Genomic DNA, 16,324 nt, shown 5'->3' on the forward strand with positions numbered 1-16,324 from the left:
ACGGAACTTAAAGGATGTCGGTGTGGGTGGTTCGAGCCTATCGCGTCGTGACGTGACCGATGAGTCGACCCGCGACGATCAGCCGGCGGTCGCGATGCGGCCGAGCAGGCCGTTGACGAACGAGGCCGAGTCGTCGGTGCTGAGGGTCTGCGCCAGCTCGACGGCCTCGCTGATGGCCACGGCGTCGGGGATCTCGTCGTTGTGGCGGAGCTCCCAGATGCCGATGCGGATGATGCCGCGATCGAGGGTGGGCATGCGGGCGAGGGTCCAACCCTGCGAGTACGTCTCGATCAGTTCGTCGATCTCGTCGCGGTGGTCGATGACCCCCTGCACGATGTCGCGGGCGTATCCCCAGCTCGAGCCGCGTTCGGGCTGGTCGAGGGCACGCTGGGTCTCGGCGACGAGGGCGTCGGTCATCGTGATCTGACGGATGTCGGCGACGTACAGGACGTCGAGGGCGCGCTTGCGCGCCTTGGTGCGTGCGCTCACCGACTAGTCGTTGACGCGGCCGAGGTAGCCGCCGTCGCGCGTGTCGACCTTGACCTTGGTGCCGGTCTCGAGGAACAGCGGGACCTGGATCTCGTAGCCGGTCTCGACGGTGGCGGGCTTCGTGCCGCCGGTCGAGCGGTCGCCCTGCAGGCCCGGCTCGGTGTACGTGACCTCGAGGATCACCGACGCCGGCAGCTCGATGTAGAGCGGGTCGCCGTCGTGCAGGGCCATCTGCACGTTCTGGTTCTCGAGCATGAAGTTCTTCGCGTCGCCGACGATCGTGGCGGGCACGTTGATCTGGTCGTAGTCGCTGGTGTCCATGAAGACGTAGCCGTCGGCCTCGGCGTAGAGGTAGGTGTACTCACGACGGTCGACGTTGGCGAAGTCGATCTTGGTGCCGGCGTTGAACGTCTTGTCGACGACCTTGCCCGACATCACGTTCTTCATCTTCGTGCGGACGAACGCGCCACCCTTGCCCGGCTTGACGTGCTGGAACTCGATGACGTTCCAGAGTTGGCCGTCGAGGTTGAGGACGGCACCGTTCTTGATGTCGTTGGTAGTCGCCATGCGCGGATGATCCGTTCGAGGTGGTGGGAGATCGGCCGGAATCGGCCATCGTCGAGTGTAGCGGACGCCCTGAGGGCCCGAAGGGCTAGGAGCCGATCTCTTGGTAGGCCGCGAAGAGCAGGCTCTGGTCCGGGCCCTGCAGCACGGTCGGCCGTCCGATCTCGTCGAGCACGATGAACCGGAGGAGGCCCGCCCGAGCCTTCTTGTCACGCTGCATCGTCGCCAGCAGGGTGTTCCAGCGGCCGAGGGGGTACGACACGGGCAGGGTCAGCGATTCGAGGATTCGACGATGACGGTCCACCGCCTCGTCGGACAACCGGCCGGTCAGGCGCGCCAGTTCGGCGGCGAACACCATGCCCACCGAGACCGCTGCCCCGTGGCGCCACTGGTAGCGCTCGGCGTGCTCGACGGCGTGGCCGAGCGTGTGACCGTAGTTGAGGATCTCGCGCAGTCCTTGTTCGGTGAGGTCCTCGCCGACGACGCGGGCCTTGAGGCCGATCGCCAGTTCGACGACCCGTCGGAACTCGGGTGTCGCCGGGTCGGTCGCCCGGTCGACGTCGGCCTCGACGATGTCGAGGATCTCTGGCTCGGCGATGAAGCCGACCTTGACGACCTCGGCGAACCCGGCGAGGATCTCGTTCTTGGACAGGGTGTCGAGGTGGTCGAGGTCGGCCAAGACCGCGACGGGCGGGTGGAAGACACCGACCAGGTTCTTGCCCTCGGCCGTGTTCACACCGGTCTTGCCGCCGACGCTCGCGTCGACGAGCCCCAGCACGCTCGTCGGCATCTGGACCAGGGGGACGCCCCGGAGCCAGGTGCCCGCGACGAAGCCGGCGAGGTCGGTGATGGCCCCGCCGCCGAGGCCGATGACGGCGTCCGTGCGAGTGAAGTCGGCCTGTCCGAGCACCTGCCAGCAGAAAGCGGCGACCTCGATGCGCTTGGCGTCCTCGGCGTCGGGCACCTCGGCGATCAGGGCCTCGTAGCCCGCATCGACCAGGGCGTCACGCACCGCGCCGGCCTTGCGGCCCAGGGTGGGCGAGTGGACGATGAGCACCTTCTTGGTCTGCGGGTGCAGCACGCCCGGCAGGCGACTGGTGAGGCCCCGGCCGACGAGGACGTCGTAGGGGGCGTTTCCCCCGACGTGGATGGTCGTGGTGTCGGTCTCGTCGGTCATGCGGTGCCTCTCTCGGAGTCGAGCCAGGTCTCGATGTCGTCGACGACTGTCGAGACGGGCCGGTGGGACGTGTCGAACACGACGGACGCGAGCGCCCGGTAGACGGGATCGCGCTCGGCCGCGATGGTGCGCCAGGACTCGATGCCACCGCGCTGCAGCAGGGGGCGGGCGCTGCCGGCCAGCCTCGATTCGACGGCTTCGGCCGAGACGGTCAGCAGGATGACCGGGAGCCCGGTCAAGGAGGCGCGGGTGCGGTGGTCGAGGACGGCTCCCCCGCCCAGCGACACCACCCCGTTGACGGCCAAGGCCTCGACCACCGCGTCGTGCTCGACGTGGCGGAAGTGCGCTTCACCGTGGTTCTCGAACAGATCGGCGATCGGCCCGTGTCGCCGGACGACGAGGCGGTCGCTGTCGACGAACGGGACGTCGAGTCGTCGCGAGAGCTTCTTGCCGATGCTCGTCTTGCCTGCTCCCATCGGCCCGATCAGGACGATGGGTCGCGCGGTCGTCACTCGGTGCCGGACGCCGGCTGAGTCCGCAGGTTCTCGGGGATGGCGTCGAGGTAGCCGCGGAGGTTGCGGGCGGTCTCGCGCAGCGAGTCGCCCCCGAACTTCTCGAGCACCGAGTTGGCGAGGACGAGGGCGACCATCGACTCCGCGACGACACCGGCGGCCGGGACCGCGCAGACGTCGGATCGTTGGTGGTGCGCCTTGCTCTCTTCTCCGGTCGCGACGTCGATGGTGGCGAGGGCCCGGGGCACGGTGGCGATGGGTTTCATGCCGGCGCGGACGCGAAGCACGGTGCCCGTGCTCATGCCCCCTTCGGTACCCCCGGCGCGGTCGGTGTCACGCGAGATGACCCCGCCGGAACGGTGCAGTTCGTCATGGGCGACGGAGCCACGTCTGCGGGTGGTCTCGAAACCGTCTCCGACCTCGACGCCCTTGATCGCCTGGATGCCCATCAACGCCGCGGCCAGCTGCGAGTCGAGACGGCGGTCCCAGTGCACGTGCGAGCCGAGCCCGGGCGGCACGCCGTAGGCGAGCACTTCGACCACGCCGCCGAGGGTGTCGCCGTCTTTCTTGGCGGACTCGACCTCGTCGACCATGAGTCGACTCGTCTTCTCGTCGAAGCAGCGCAAGGGATCGTCGTCGAGACGATCGACGTCGGACGGGACCGGCACGGGGGTGCCCTCGGGGACGCGCACGGGGCCGATGGCCAGGGTGTGGCTGACGAGCTCGATGCCGAGCTCGGCGAGGAAGGACCGCGCGACGGCTCCGAGTGCCACTCGTGCCGCCGTCTCGCGAGCACTGGCACGCTCGAGGATCGGACGGGCCTCGTCCACGTCGTACTTCTGCATTCCGACGAGGTCGGCATGGCCGGGCCGTGGCCGGGTGAGCGGGGCGCTTCGGCCCCGTGAGGCGTCGCTCACCTCGACCGGCTCGGGGTTCATGACCTCGACCCATTTCGGCCACTCGGTGTTGCCGATGCGCAAGGCGACGGGGCTGCCCATCGTGAGGCCGTGACGCACGCCACCCGAGATGTTCAGCTCGTCCTGCTCGAACTTCATGCGCGAACCCCGGCCGTAGCCCAGTTTGCGGCGGGCGAGGTCGGTGCGGATCGCGTCGAGCGACACCGGCACGCCGGCCGGCAATCCCTCGAGGACGGCGACGAGCTCGGGCCCGTGAGATTCTCCAGCGGTCAACCAACGAAGCATGGTGTCGATCCTCCCACAGGCAGAGGGGTCGACCGACCGTGTGACGGCCGGCCGACCCCTCTGAAAGGCCCTGCGCGGTGGTCCCCCGGACCGACCGCTCTATTGGTATTCGGGGTGCTCGCGCATCCAGGCCTGCCATTGCTTCACCGCGGCCTGGTGTTCGGCGAACGTGGTCGAGAAAGCCGTCTCGCCGGTGTCGAGGTTCACCGTGACGAAGTACAGCCACGTGCCGTCGGCCGGTTTGAGGGCCGCGTTGAGGGCGAGGTCGCCCGGGTTGGAGATCGGCCCCACCGGGAGACCCTCGTGGACGTAGGTGTTGTAGGCGTTGTTCGCGTCGCCGCGCTCTTCGTCGGTCGTCGTGACCCGGTGGGTGTTGCCCGTCCCGTAGGCGACCGTGGCATCCGATTGCAGCAGCATGCCCTGGTCGAGACGGTTCTGGAAGACCCGAGCGACCTTGGGGTAATCGTCTGCGAGACCGGCTTCTTTCTGGATGAGCGACGCGAAGACGATGGTCTTCTGGTAGTCGGCGGGCTGCGCACCCGCGGACTGCAGGTGCTCGGTCATGGTGGTGACCATGTCTTGCAGGTAGTCGTGCGCCGTCTTGCCCGGGTCGAGCTCGTACGTCGCCGGGAAGAGCCATCCCTCGAGGCTCGTCGCTTCGGCGGGCAGACCGAACGACGTGTGGTCCGCGGCGGCGGCCTGGACGTCGGCGATCGGGATCGACGTCGCGGTGGCGAGCAGTTCGTAGACGTCCGCCGCTGCGGTTCCCTCGGGGATGACGACCTTGTTGGTGATGCGGTTGGCGCTGTCCTGCAGCGCGTCGAGGGCCGACTGGGCACTCATCTGCTGCTGCAGGGTATACGTGCCCGGCTGGAAGGTCATCGACGGGTTGGACAACAGGACCGAGTAGGCCGACTCGTAGCTCTGTGTGACTCCGGCGTCGGCGAGGTTCTGGGCGATGTCGGAGCCGACCTGGCCGGAGACGATGGCGAACTCGACGGGCGTGCCGTTGCCGCTGCCGGCGTAGTCGGCCGGTTCGTCATCACCCGTGAACTTGGCGATCAGGGGTTGCACCTGCCCCCAGGCGGCGGCGACGCCGGCGGTGCCTCCGGCGAGGACGAGCACGAGGATCGTCGCGAGGACGATCGGGCCTTTCTTGGACCGACGTTCGCGTGGTTCCCGAGTCGCGCGTCGCCGGGAGCGCTCGTCCTCATCGTCGGATGGCGTGACGACGACGGGATCGGCCTGTCTCTCGCGCTCGCGCTGCTCGCGCCGGGAGAGCGCAGGAGCCTCTCGATGCGTGCTCCGCCGGAGCGGCGTCCCGTCACCGCGACCCGACTCACCGTCGCCCGAGTCGCCTCGGCGACCTCCGGCCGTGTCGCCAGGGCGGTCGTTCTGGGGTTGGGACCTGAAGATGTCGTCCCAGTCGGGTTCGTCGGCCACGAATCACTGTCTTTCGTCGGTGGCGGGTGCGGCGACGTCGCCGCCCGTCTCTCGGGTCGCGTCAACCGTCCGCCCGGGCGGCTGACCGCTCGAGCGTTCGAGGTCGAGCGCGTGCTGGACGATGATAACAGCGGCTACTTGGTCGATCACGGACCGTTGACTCCTGCCCTTGCGACCGGAGGCTCGGAGGGCACCCTGGGCGCTGACCGTCGAGAGGCGTTCGTCGACGAGACGGACGGGCACCGTCACGGCTTGCGCGATCGCCGCGGCGAAGTCCCGTGCGTCCTGCGTCGACGCCGTGTCGCGACCGGAGAGGGCGATGGGCAGACCGACGATCACCTCGAGCGCGTCGAGCTCGGCGACCAGGTCGCGGACCGCGCCGATGTCGGCCACGCCGTCGGCGGAACGCGCCAGCGTCTCGACCGGAGTGGCGATCAGGCCGTCGGGATCGGTGCGGGCGACGCCGACCCGGGCCTTGCCCACGTCGATGCCGATCCGTACGCCGCGACGCATCGCGATGCTCAGGCCCCGAGCTCGGCGACGATGCCGGCCAGTGCCGTGGGGATCGCCGAGACGTCGGACCCACCGCCCTGAGCGAGGTCGTCCTTGCCGCCGCCGCCGCCGCCGAGAACCGAGGCGGCGCCCTTGGCGAGACGCCCGGCCTTGACGCCGGCTTGGCGGGCACCGTCGGTGGTGGCCACGATCACGGCGGGCTTGCCCGCGACGTCGGCTGCCAAGGCGACGACCGACGTGCTGGACGCACCGAGGCGTTCGCGCACCGACAGGGCGAGTGACCGCAGGTCGTCGGTCGAACCGAGCGACCCGACCGATTCGGCGACGACCGTGAGGGCCCCGACGGAGGTCGCCGTCTCGGCCAACGCCGGGACTCGCGTGGCGAGGCGGGCGGACTCGAACTCGGCGATCTTCTTCTCTGCCGTGCGCAGGCTCGTGACGAGATCACCGATGCGGTCGGCCAGCTGATCACGCGGGGTCTTGAGTGACGAGGTCAGTTGGGACACGAGGGCACGCTCGGCAGCGAAGTCGCGGAACGCGTCCATGCCGACGAGCGACTCGACGCGGCGGTTGGTCGACCCCACCGAGGTCTCGCTGACGAGGTTGATGAGGCCGACCTGCGAGCTGGTCGAGACGTGGGTGCCCGCGCAGAGTTCGCGCGACCACGGACCACCGATGTCGACCATGCGGACGGTCTCGCCGTACTTCTCACCGAACAGCGCCATCGCACCCAGGGCGCGGGCGTCGTCAAGGGGCATCTCGCGGGTGACGACCTGCAGGTCGTCGCGGATCGCGTTGTTGGCGATCTCTTCGATCTCGGAGCGTGTCTGGGCGCTCAGCGCCTGGTTCCAGTTGAAGTCGAGCCGCATGTAGCCGGCCTTGTTGTAGGACCCGGCCTGGTGCGCCTCCGGGCCGAGCACCTCTCGGAGGGCGGCGTGGATCAGGTGCGTCGCGGAGTGTGCCTGCGTAGCGCCCCGGCGGTATGCGGGGTCGACCACGCTGGTCGCGGCGTCGCCGACTCCCACCTCGCCGGAGGCGACCTGGACGCGGTGGCTGATCAGACCTTTGACCGGCTTCTGCACGTCGAGGACCTCGAGGTCGAAGCCCGCGCCGACGATGCGGCCCGAGTCGGCCTCCTGGCCGCCGGACTCGGCGTACAGAGAGGTCTCGGCGAGGATCACCTCGGCGATGTCGCCTGCCACGGCCCGGTCGACGTCGGCCCCGTCGACGATCAGGCCCAGCACGCGGGTCTCGGTGTCGAGCTCGTCGTAGCCGGTGAAGACCGTCTCGCCCTGGGCGCGGAACGCGCTGTAGACGCTCAGATCGGCCAAGGCCACCTTGCGCGACTTGGCGTCGGCCTTCGCGCGGGCACGCTGCTCGGACATCAGCCGATCGAACGCCTCACGGTCGACCGTCAGGCCGCTCTCTTCGGCGATCTCGAGCGTGAGGTCGATGGGGAACCCGAAGGTGTCGTGCAGGAGGAACGCCGTGTCGCCCTGCAGCTGCGGGGTCGTGCCCGCCGAGGCGCGCTGCTTGGTGTCGTCGACGGCTATGTCGAGGATGTTCGTGCCGGCGGCCAGGGTGCGCAGGAAGGTCTCCTCCTCGGCGTAGGCCAGGCGCGAGATGCGCTCGTAGTCGGTCTCGACCTCGGGGTAGGCGGCCTTCATCGCATCGCGAGACTCGGGGAAGAGCGCGGGGAAGGTAGGGCCGTCGACGCCGAGCAGGCGCATCGAGCGGACCGTGCGTCGTAGGAGGCGGCGGAGGATGTAGCCGCGGCCCTCGTTCGACGGGCGGACCCCGTCGGACATCAGCATGAGCGAGCTGCGGACGTGGTCGGCGATGACCCGCATGCGGACGTCGTCGTCGTGGACCGCGCCGTAGCGCCGCCCGGACAGCTCGGCGGCCTTGTCGAGGACCGGGCGCACCTGGTCGATCTCGTACATGTTGTCGACGCCCTGTTTCAGGAAGGCCACGCGCTCGAGGCCCATGCCGGTGTCGATGTTCTTGTTCGGCAGTTCGCGCACGATGTCGAAATCGACCTTCGAGCGCACGTTCTCGATCTGGTACTGCATGAACACGAGGTTCCAGATCTCGACGTACCGGTCGTCGTCCGTCGCCGGACCCCCGTCGGCACCGTAGGCGGGGCCGCGGTCGAAGAAGATCTCGGAGCACGGCCCGGCCGGCCCCGGCTGGCCCGTGTGCCAGTAGTTGGAGTCCTTGCCGAGGCGCTGGATGCGCTCGTCGGGCAGTCCGGCCACCTTCTTCCAGAGGGCGATGGCCTCGTCGTCCTCTTCGTAGACGGTCACCCACAGGTCGTCGGGCGAGAACGCCAGGCCGCCGTCGGCCTCGCTCGAGGTGAGGAGCTCCCAGGCGTAGCCGATCGCTTCTTCTTTGAAGTAGTCACCGAAGGAGAAGTTCCCGTTCATCTGGAAGAACGTGCCGTGTCGCGGCGTCTTGCCGACCTCTTCGATGTCGTTGGTGCGGATGCACTTCTGGACGCTCGTGGCTCGCGGGTACGGCGTCGGGACGAGCCCGGTGAGGTAGGGGATGAACGGGACCATGCCCGCGACCGTGAAGAGGAGGCTCGGGTCGTCGCTGACCAGGGACGCGGACGGGACGACGGTGTGGCCCCGATCGCCGAAGTAGTCGAGCCAACGGCGGCGGATTTCGGCGGTCTGCATGGTTCTCCCGAGGGTGGGTTGGTCGTGTGTCAGGACGAGGAGGCGCGGGCGGGCGCTCAGGACTCGTCGCGGTCGGTGCGCAGTTCGGCCTCGCGGGCCTTGTAGCCGTCGACCACGGCGGCGCGGAACGACTTCACGTTGCCGTCGAGGCCGCCGAAGAACTGCTGACCCCGGGGTGTCTTGTTGAACTGGTGGGCGACGGCGAAGCCGCCGACGACACCGACGGCGAGCAGGAACAGGCTCTTCACGGGGACTCCTCTTGGGGCTGGTGCCGCGACGTGCGAGCGCGACGACACATCAGCTTACCCGGCCCCGGGAACGCGAAAGGAGCGGGCCACGACCGTGGCCCGCTCCTGACGGGGTGACGAGTTCTAGCGCGCGGCGTAGTACTCGACGACGAGCTGGACCTCGCAGGTCACCGGGACCTCGACGCGCTTCGGGCGGCGCACGAGGCGGGCCTGCAGCTTGTCGATCTCGACCTCGAGGTAGCCGGGCACCTTGGGCAGCAGGTCGACGTGACCGCCGGCCGCGGCGACCTGGAAGGGCTCGGTCTTCTCGCTGCGCTCTTTGACGTGGATCATTTGACCCGGCTTGACGCGGAACGAGGGGCGGTCGACGAGCTTGCCGTCGACGAGGATGTGACGGTGCACGACCATCTGACGGGCCTGGGCCGTCGTGCGGGCGAAGCCGGCACGCAGGACGAGGGCGTCGAGACGGGTCTCGAGGAGCTCGACCAGGTTCTCACCGGTCAGGCCCGAGGCCTTGCGGGCCTCGTTGAAGACGATCTTGAGCTGGGCCTCGCGGATGCCGTACTGGGCACGCAGGCGCTGCTTCTCACGAAGACGGACGGCGTAGTCGCTGTCGGTCTTGCGCTTGGTGCGGCCGTGCTCGCCAGGAGCGTAGGGACGCTTCTCGAGGTAACGAGCGGCCTTCGGGGTCAACGCGATGCCGAGGGCACGCGAGAGACGGGTCTTGCTACGGGTACGTGACTTCGTGGACACTTGTTCCTTTTTTCTTGTCGGTGGTTCGTCAGGGACCGCCCCAGCGCGCGAGCGCCGGGCGGCGTAACAAGAGGGGTGAGTGCCGCGGTGGCGACCGGCTACAGGTCGTCGCACCTTGATCGGGTCGTCGTCAGCAGCCGCGCGTCGACGCCCGAGAACAGGCAACCACGCGAGCATACAGGAGGCCGGGCGCCGAAGCGAGCAGGAGCACGAGCGGGTCGTCAGTGCCCTCGGATGATGCGGCGCAGCTTCTCGAGGCGGGCCGTGACGTCCCGCTCGTTGCCGTTGGCGGTGGGTGCGTAGTACTCGTGGCCGACGAGCTCGTCGGGAAGGTACTGCTGCTCGACCACTGCGAACTCGGAGTCATGGGCGTAGCGATAGCCCTTCCCGTGGCCGAGGCGTCTGGCCCCGGGATAGTGGGCGTCTCGGAGGTGCTTGGGCACGCGACCGGCCTTGCCTGCCCGGACGTCGGCGATGGCGGCGTCGAGAGCCGAGTAGGACCGGTTCGACTTCGGTGCGGTCGCCAGGTAGACGACGGCCTCGGCCATGGGAATTCGCCCCTCGGGCATGCCGATCATCTGCACGGCGGTCGCGGCCGAGACCGCGACGGTCAGCGCGTTCGGATCGGCCATGCCGATGTCCTCGCCGGCCGACACGATGATGCGACGGCAGATGAAGCGGGGATCCTCGCCCGCCTCGATCATGCGGGCGAGGTAGTGGAGCGCGGCGTCGACGTCGGACCCCCGGATCGACTTGATGAAGGCGCTGATGACGTCGTAGTGTTCGTCGCCGTTGCGGTCGTACCGGAGCAGGGCCCGGTCGACCGACTGGGCGACGATCTCGGACGTGATCGTGGGGCGGTCGTCGTCGGGATCGCTCTCGCCGTACTCGGCGTCGGGGTCGAAGTCGGCGTCGGACGCGTCGGCCGCCGAGGCGGTCGGCACCGCGTCCGCCTCGAGCTTCGTGGCCCACGCCGAGTGGGCGGACGCCTCGAGTGCCGTGAGCGCACGACGTGCGTCGCCCGAGGCCAACCGGACGATGGTGGCCAAGGCCTCGTCGTCGAGCCGGACCGACTCGTCGAGACCACGGGGGTCGACGACCGCTCGCTGAACCAGCTGGGCCAGGTCGTCGTCGCTGAGCTGTTCGAGCGTCAGCAGGAGCGAGCGGGACAGCAACGGCGTGATGACCGAGAACGAGGGGTTCTCGGTCGTGGCGGCGATGAGGATGACCCAGCCGTTCTCGACGCCCGGCAGCAGGGCGTCCTGCTGCGCCTTGGTGAAGCGGTGGATCTCGTCGAGGAAGAGCACCGTCGTCGTGCCGTAGAGGTCGCGGTTCGACAGGGCCTTCTCCATGACCTGTCGGACGTCCTTGACGCCCGCGGTGACAGCGGACAGTTCGATGAACTGCCGGCCCGAGCTCCGGGCGATGGCCTGGGCGAGGGTGGTCTTTCCCGTGCCCGGAGGGCCCCAGAGGATCACCGAGACGGCCCCTTGGTCGGCGCCGGTCTCGGCCGCCAACGTGACGAGCGGCGAGCCGGGCCGGAGGAGGTGCCGCTGGCCGGCGACCTCGTCGAGGGTGGTGGGGCGCATGCGGACCGCGAGAGGGGTCGAGCTCTGCGGGAGCGGGCTCATGATGACCCATGCTAGACCGGCCCTCCGATACAGTGCAGGCTGGACATCACCGAGCTGGAGGACCCGTGGCACCGAGCAAGAACCCGGACCGTGAGAACCGAGACCGGCTCCGCAGGTACACCGCTCGACAGCAGGTGCACGCCACGCAGGTCGCCCGTCGCCGCCGCGACAACGTCCTGGCCGTGACCGCAGTCGTGGTCGTGGTCGGCCTCGCAGCCGTGGCCCAGGTCTACTGGTCGACGAGCGGGCCCGGTGCCCCCTCGGCCGCTCCCTCGGACGTGCCCAGCGCCTCCTCGACGCCCGCCGCAGGCGAGAACGTCGGTGACGTCCCCAGCGACTCGATCGCCGAGGGACGAGCCTGGACCGGTCAGCTGACGCTGAACGACGGTGTCGACCTCGGGATCGAACTGGACGGCGCCAAGGCGCCGCAGGCGGCGAGTGTCGTCATCGACCTCGTGCAGAAGGGCTTCTACACGGGCACGACCTGCCACCGGATGAGCGATGCCGAGACGGCGAAGTTCATCCAGTGCGGTTCCGCCAACGGAGACGGCACGGGCGACGCCGGCTTCACCTTCGGGCCGCTCGAGAACGTCCCCGCCGACGGCGTCTACCCGACCGGCACGATCGCCATGGCTCGCAGCACCGACCCGTACTCGCAGTCGACGCAGTTCTTCATCACGTACGGCGACACCACCCTGGACGGCTCGACCGGCGGGTACACGGTCGTCGGCCACGTCACGAGTGGACTCGACCAGCTCGAGGCCGAGATCACCGACGCGGGCCTGACACCCGGCTCGAGCGAGACCGACGGCGCCCCCGTGGTGGCGACCACGATCACGGGCGCCACCATCGAGTAGTCCGTCCGGGCCCGCCGTGCAATAGGCTGGGCACCCATCGCGGTGGCCCGTCCTGGTTCCGCGACGAGCACTTTCAGCAAGGGATAAAAGTGGCTACTGACGATCAGGCACCCTGGGGCCGCGTCGACGACGACGGCACGGTCTACGTCCGCGAGGCCGATGATGAGCGCGCCGTGGGGCATTACCCCGATGCGACGCCTGCCGAGGCTCTCGCGTACTACGAGCGCAAGTTCATCGAACTCGCCGGGCAGGTGACGTTGCTCGAGCAGCGCATCAAGCGCGGTGCTTCGGCCGGCGACGTCGTCAAGACCGTCACGCACCTCCGCGAGCAGCTCGTCGAACCGAGCGCGGTCGGCGACCTCGGGGCGCTGCGTGCTCGCGTGTCGGCTCTCGACTCCACGGTGGACGAGCTCACGCAACAGCAGAGCGCCGAGGCGCAGAAGGCCCTGACCGAGGCCGTCGCCTACCGCACCGCCCTCGTCGTCGAAGCCGAGTCGCTCGCGGCTCAGGATCCGGCCCGCGTGCAGTGGAAGCAGGTGACGGCCACCATCGATGACATCTTTGCCCGCTGGCAGAAACACCAGCAGGACGGTCCGCGCATCCCCAAGGGCGAGGGCAACGACCTCTGGAAGCGCTTCCGTGCCGCGCGCACGACGATCGACCAACACCGCAAGGCCTTCTACGCCGAGCTCGACGCCACGCACCGTGACGCCCGTCAGCGCAAGCAGTCCCTCGTCGAGTCGGCCGAGGCCCTCGCACCGAAGGGTGTCGACGGCATCCCCGCCTACCGGGGACTGCTCGAGGACTGGAAGCGCGCCGGACGCGCCGGCAAGAAGTATGACGACGCCCTCTGGGCGAAGTTCAAGCGGGCCGGTGACGTCTTGTACGCCGCCAAGTCCGAGGTCGTGGCCCAGGATGCCGCCGAATACGAGGGCAATCTCGAACGCAAGCTCGAGCTCCTCACCGAGGCCGAGAAGATACTGACCGTCACCGACCGGGTGCCCGCACGTGAGGCCCTGACCTCGGTCCAGCTGCGCTGGGACGAGATCGGACGTGTCCCTCGTGAGCAGGTCCGGGTCGTCGAAGACCGTCTCCGCAAGGTCGAGTCGCACGTTCGTGAACTCGACGAGCAGTTCTGGGAGAAGAACAACCCCGAACGTCAGGCGCGGTCGCAGGGACTCGCCAGCCAGCTGCACGACGCCATCAGCAAGCTCGAGGACGAGCTCGCGACGGCCGAGGCGAGTGGCGACGCACGTCGGGTCAAAGAGGCGCAAGAAGCCCTCGACGCTCGGAAGGTCTGGCTCGACGCCCTGGGTTGACCGTCCCGGGCCACCGGCTCACCGACATCACGAACCGTCCGATTCTCCACAGGGAGTGTCGGGCGGTTCGTCGTCGGCCCCTCGGTCGGCCAGGCTGGGAACGTGCCCGAACGACTCCCGACGGTTCTGACCCCCGACGACCTTCCCGAGGCCGAACTGCGGGCGGCCGCCCTGGACGGTCAGGTCTACGCATGCGGCGACGCGTGGCGAAGCGTCGCCGAGATCGACGACCACGTCGGTCGAGCGGTCGCGGCGGGTCTCGCCCTCGGCGCAGGAGTCGTGGCCGCCGAACGGACGGCGGCGTGGGTGTGGGGTGCACGAGGGCCCGCACCACTCCCCCACTCCGGACTGGTCGTGTCGCCGGCCAGGGTGAAGCATCGAGGTCGTGGATCCGTGGTCCGACAGGTCGTCATCGACCACGACGAGATCGTCTCGGTAGGCGGGGCCGCCGTCACGACGCCGGCACGCACCCTGGTCGATCTCGCCCGACGCGAGGATTGGGCGCCTCAGGACGCGACGGCCGCCCGGGACGTCGCGTCACACCAACGCGTCACGACCACCGAGGCGGTCGCCGTTCTCGATCGACGCGGTCGGCTCCCCCATCGCGACCGAACGCTCGACCGCCTCGCCCGGGCATGCGCACCTGACGGTTCGGAACTCGTCAGTGACGAAGGCCGGGACACGGACGCACGCGAGGCCCATCGGGCGGTGATGCCGGGTCAGCCGGCGCTGACACGGTAGACGTCGTACACCGCGTCGATGCGCCGGACTGCGTTCAGGACGCGGTCGAGATGTGTGGTGTCACCCATCTCGAAGACGAAACGGCTGAGTGCCAGCCGCTCGGTCGAGGTCGACACCGTCGCCGAGAGGATGTTCACGTGATGCTCCGAGAGCACACGGGTGACGTCGGACAGCAGTCCACTGCGGTCGAGTGCCTCGATCTGGATCTGCACCATGAAGACGCTCTTGGAGGACGGAGCCCAGTCCACCTCGATCATCCGCTCGGGCTCTTTCAAGAGCCCTTGCACGTTGTGGCAGTTGGCTTGATGCACGCTGACACCCTGGCCCCGGGTGACGAATCCGACGATCTGGTCACCAGGCACCGGGGTGCAGCACTTGGCGAGCTTCACGAGGATGTCGGGCGCTCCGCGGACGAGCACGCCCGAGTCACTGTTGCGCAGCGGCCGAGCGCGTCCCTGGCTGGGGAACTCGAACTCGCCCTCGTCGACCTCGGTCTGCGTGTGGACCGCGGCCAAGATCTTCTCGATGACCGATTGGGTCGAGATGTGTCCTTCGCCGACGGCGGCGTAGAGGCTCGACACGTCGTCGTACCGCATCGTCGCGGCGACCTCGGCGATGCTGTCCTGCGTCATCAACTTCTGCAGGGGCAGATTCTGCTTGCGCATGGCTCGGGCGATGGCGTCCTTGCCCTGTTCCATGGCCTCGTCGCGGCGCTCTTTCGTGAACCACTGACGGATCTTGTTCCGGGCGCGAGGGCTCTTGACGAAGGCGAGCCAGTCCTGGCTCGGGCCCGAATCGGGGTTCTTCGAGGTGAAGACCTCGATGACGTCCCCACTCGACAGGACGCTCTCGAGAGGCACGAGCCGCCCGTTGACCTTGGCACCCATCGTTCGGTGACCGACCTCCGTGTGCACGGCGTAGGCGAAGTCGACCGGAGTCGCGCCCGACGGCAGGCCGATGACCTTGCCCTGGGGGGTGAAGACGTAGACCTCCTTGGCGCCGATCTCGAAACGGAGGCTGTCGAGGAACTCGCTGGGGTCGGCGGTCTCGGCCTGCCAGTCCGAGATGTGCGCGAGCCAGGCCATGTCGGTCTCGGTCTTGGCACCGCCTTGGTCGTCGCGCCCGCCGTTCATGCGCTGCTTGTATTTCCAATGGGCGGCCACGCCGAACTCGGCACGCTGGTGCATCTCGTGAGTTCGGATCTGGATCTCGACGGGTCGTCCCTTGGGCCCGATGACGGTCGTGTGCAGGGACTGGTACAGGTTGAACTTGGGCGTGGCGATGTAGTCCTTGAAGCGGCCCGGGATGGGGTTCCACCGCGCGTGGATCGACCCGAGCACGGCATAGCAGTCGCGCAACGAGTTGACCAGGATTCGGATGCCGACGAGATCGTAGATCTCGTCGAACTCTCGCCCGCGGACGATCATCTTCTGGTAGATGGAGTAGTACTGCTTGGGGCGGCCCATGACGTCGCCGCGGATCTTCGTCGACTTCAGGTCGGACTTGACGGCGTTGATGACGTTCTGGACGAATTGCTCGCGCTGCGGCGTTCGCTGTTTGACCAAGTTGTCGATCTCGACGTAGAGCTTGGGGTGGAGCACGGCGAACGAGAGGTCCTCGAGCTCCCACTTGATCGTCTGGATTCCGAGGCGATGGGCGAGGGGCGCGTAGATCTCGAGGGTCTCGGTGGCCTTGCGGGTCGCCGACGCCGACTCGACGAAGCCCCAGGTACGGGCGTTGTGCAGTCGGTCCGCCAACTTGATGACGAGCACCCGGATGTCCTTCGACATGGCGACGACCATCTTGCGGACGGTCTCGGCCTGCGCGCTGTCGCCGTACTTCAGCTTGTCGAGCTTCGTGACTCCGTCGACGAGCATGGCGATCTCGTCACCGAAGTCCCGCTGCAGCATGGCCAACGTGTACTCGGTGTCTTCGACGGTGTCGTGCAGGAGAGCGGCCGCGATGGTCTTCGAACCGATGCCAAGGTCGGCGAGGATCTGCGCCACGGCGACCGGGTGCGTGATGTAGGGCTCGCCGCTCTTGCGGAGCTGGCCCGTGTGGGCTTTCTCCGCCACCGAGTAGGCACGCTCGATGATGACGATGTCGGCCTTCGGGTGGTGCATGCGGACGGTCTTGATCAACCGGTCGACGGCGCCCGCCGGTTGGCTGCGTGAGAAGAGCCGAGGTAAGAGCG

The 16,324-nt window shown here is 68.5% G+C and carries 14 protein-coding genes; 2 read left to right on the top strand and 12 right to left on the bottom strand.

What is annotated here, in order from left to right; translation table 11 throughout:
* Positions 1-78: 78 nt before the first annotated feature.
* From nusB to EDF50_RS02395, 11 genes are all read right to left on the bottom strand, one after another.
* The gene (gene nusB, locus EDF50_RS02345; protein WP_123517826.1) at positions 79-489 is read right to left on the bottom strand and encodes a transcription antitermination factor NusB; all 411 of its coding nucleotides are present in this window, start codon (positions 487-489) and stop codon (positions 79-81) included.
* A 3-nt stretch (positions 490-492) separates the two neighbouring features.
* On the bottom strand, positions 493-1,056 hold the full coding sequence (efp, locus tag EDF50_RS02350) for an elongation factor P (protein WP_043592746.1): 564 nt from the start codon (positions 1,054-1,056) through the stop codon (positions 493-495).
* Between the two features lie 85 nt (positions 1,057-1,141).
* Positions 1,142-2,230 carry a 3-dehydroquinate synthase gene (aroB, locus tag EDF50_RS02355; RefSeq protein WP_123517827.1) on the bottom strand — a complete coding sequence of 363 codons (1,089 nt, stop codon included), beginning with the start codon at positions 2,228-2,230 and terminating at the stop codon, positions 1,142-1,144.
* Complete coding sequence (locus EDF50_RS02360; RefSeq protein ID WP_123518395.1) at positions 2,227-2,706, bottom strand: shikimate kinase; 480 nt, start codon at positions 2,704-2,706, stop codon at positions 2,227-2,229. The genes aroB and EDF50_RS02360 overlap by 4 nt, the downstream gene beginning before the upstream one ends.
* A gap of 32 nt (positions 2,707-2,738) precedes the next feature.
* On the bottom strand, positions 2,739-3,944 hold the full coding sequence (gene aroC / locus EDF50_RS02365) for a chorismate synthase (RefSeq protein ID WP_123517829.1): 1,206 nt from the start codon (positions 3,942-3,944) through the stop codon (positions 2,739-2,741).
* Between the two features lie 99 nt (positions 3,945-4,043).
* Positions 4,044-5,387 carry an endolytic transglycosylase MltG gene (gene mltG / locus EDF50_RS02370; RefSeq protein WP_123517831.1) on the bottom strand — a complete coding sequence of 448 codons (1,344 nt, stop codon included), beginning with the start codon at positions 5,385-5,387 and terminating at the stop codon, positions 4,044-4,046.
* 3 nt (positions 5,388-5,390) lie between these two features.
* Positions 5,391-5,900 (bottom strand): Holliday junction resolvase RuvX, encoded by a 510-nt coding sequence (gene ruvX, locus EDF50_RS02375; protein WP_123517833.1) that lies wholly within the window; start codon positions 5,898-5,900, stop codon positions 5,391-5,393.
* Positions 5,901-5,908: 8 nt separating this feature from the next.
* Entirely contained in the window at positions 5,909-8,581 is a 2,673-nt protein-coding gene (gene alaS / locus EDF50_RS02380; RefSeq protein WP_123517834.1) for an alanine--tRNA ligase, read from the bottom strand.
* Positions 8,582-8,637: 56 nt separating this feature from the next.
* Positions 8,638-8,829, bottom strand: coding sequence for a hypothetical protein (locus EDF50_RS02385; RefSeq protein WP_054146050.1), 192 nt, complete (start codon positions 8,827-8,829; stop codon positions 8,638-8,640).
* Positions 8,830-8,952: 123 nt separating this feature from the next.
* On the bottom strand, positions 8,953-9,582 hold the full coding sequence (gene rpsD, locus EDF50_RS02390; RefSeq protein WP_043592736.1) for a 30S ribosomal protein S4: 630 nt from the start codon (positions 9,580-9,582) through the stop codon (positions 8,953-8,955).
* Between the two features lie 221 nt (positions 9,583-9,803).
* Positions 9,804-11,213, bottom strand: coding sequence for a replication-associated recombination protein A (locus EDF50_RS02395; RefSeq protein ID WP_123517836.1), 1,410 nt, complete (start codon positions 11,211-11,213; stop codon positions 9,804-9,806).
* Positions 11,214-11,278: 65 nt separating this feature from the next.
* Between EDF50_RS02395 and EDF50_RS02400 the strand changes: the two genes are divergently transcribed.
* Entirely contained in the window at positions 11,279-12,070 is a 792-nt protein-coding gene (locus EDF50_RS02400) for a peptidylprolyl isomerase (RefSeq protein ID WP_123517838.1), read from the top strand.
* A gap of 89 nt (positions 12,071-12,159) precedes the next feature.
* Positions 12,160-13,389, top strand: a complete 1,230-nt coding sequence (locus EDF50_RS02405) for a DUF349 domain-containing protein (protein ID WP_123517839.1) — start codon at positions 12,160-12,162, stop codon at positions 13,387-13,389.
* 719 nt (positions 13,390-14,108) lie between these two features.
* Here EDF50_RS02405 and EDF50_RS02415 read toward each other — a convergent pair.
* Complete coding sequence (locus EDF50_RS02415) at positions 14,109-16,253, bottom strand: bifunctional (p)ppGpp synthetase/guanosine-3',5'-bis(diphosphate) 3'-pyrophosphohydrolase (RefSeq protein ID WP_233570318.1); 2,145 nt, start codon at positions 16,251-16,253, stop codon at positions 14,109-14,111.
* Positions 16,254-16,324: the final 71 nt, after the last annotated feature.

The sequence above is a fragment of the Frigoribacterium sp. PhB24 genome (assembly GCF_003755185.1).
Classification (GTDB): domain Bacteria; phylum Actinomycetota; class Actinomycetes; order Actinomycetales; family Microbacteriaceae; genus Frigoribacterium.

What these genes read in the sequence shown, in the direction of transcription:
- efp (WP_043592746.1), bottom strand. Translation starts at nt 1,056, where the DNA reads ATGGCGACTACCAACGACATCAAGAACGGTGCCGTCCTCAACCTCGAC.
- aroB (WP_123517827.1), bottom strand. Translation starts at nt 2,230, where the DNA reads ATGACCGACGAGACCGACACCACGACCATCCACGTCGGGGGAAACGCC.
- EDF50_RS02360 (WP_123518395.1), bottom strand. Translation starts at nt 2,706, where the DNA reads ATGGGAGCAGGCAAGACGAGCATCGGCAAGAAGCTCTCGCGACGACTC.
- aroC (WP_123517829.1), bottom strand. Translation starts at nt 3,944, where the DNA reads ATGCTTCGTTGGTTGACCGCTGGAGAATCTCACGGGCCCGAGCTCGTC.
- ruvX (WP_123517833.1), bottom strand. Translation starts at nt 5,900, where the DNA reads ATGCGTCGCGGCGTACGGATCGGCATCGACGTGGGCAAGGCCCGGGTC.
- alaS (WP_123517834.1), bottom strand. Translation starts at nt 8,581, where the DNA reads ATGCAGACCGCCGAAATCCGCCGCCGTTGGCTCGACTACTTCGGCGAT.
- EDF50_RS02395 (WP_123517836.1), bottom strand. Translation starts at nt 11,213, where the DNA reads ATGAGCCCGCTCCCGCAGAGCTCGACCCCTCTCGCGGTCCGCATGCGC.
- EDF50_RS02415 (WP_233570318.1), bottom strand. Translation starts at nt 16,253, where the DNA reads ATGCACCACCCGAAGGCCGACATCGTCATCATCGAGCGTGCCTACTCG.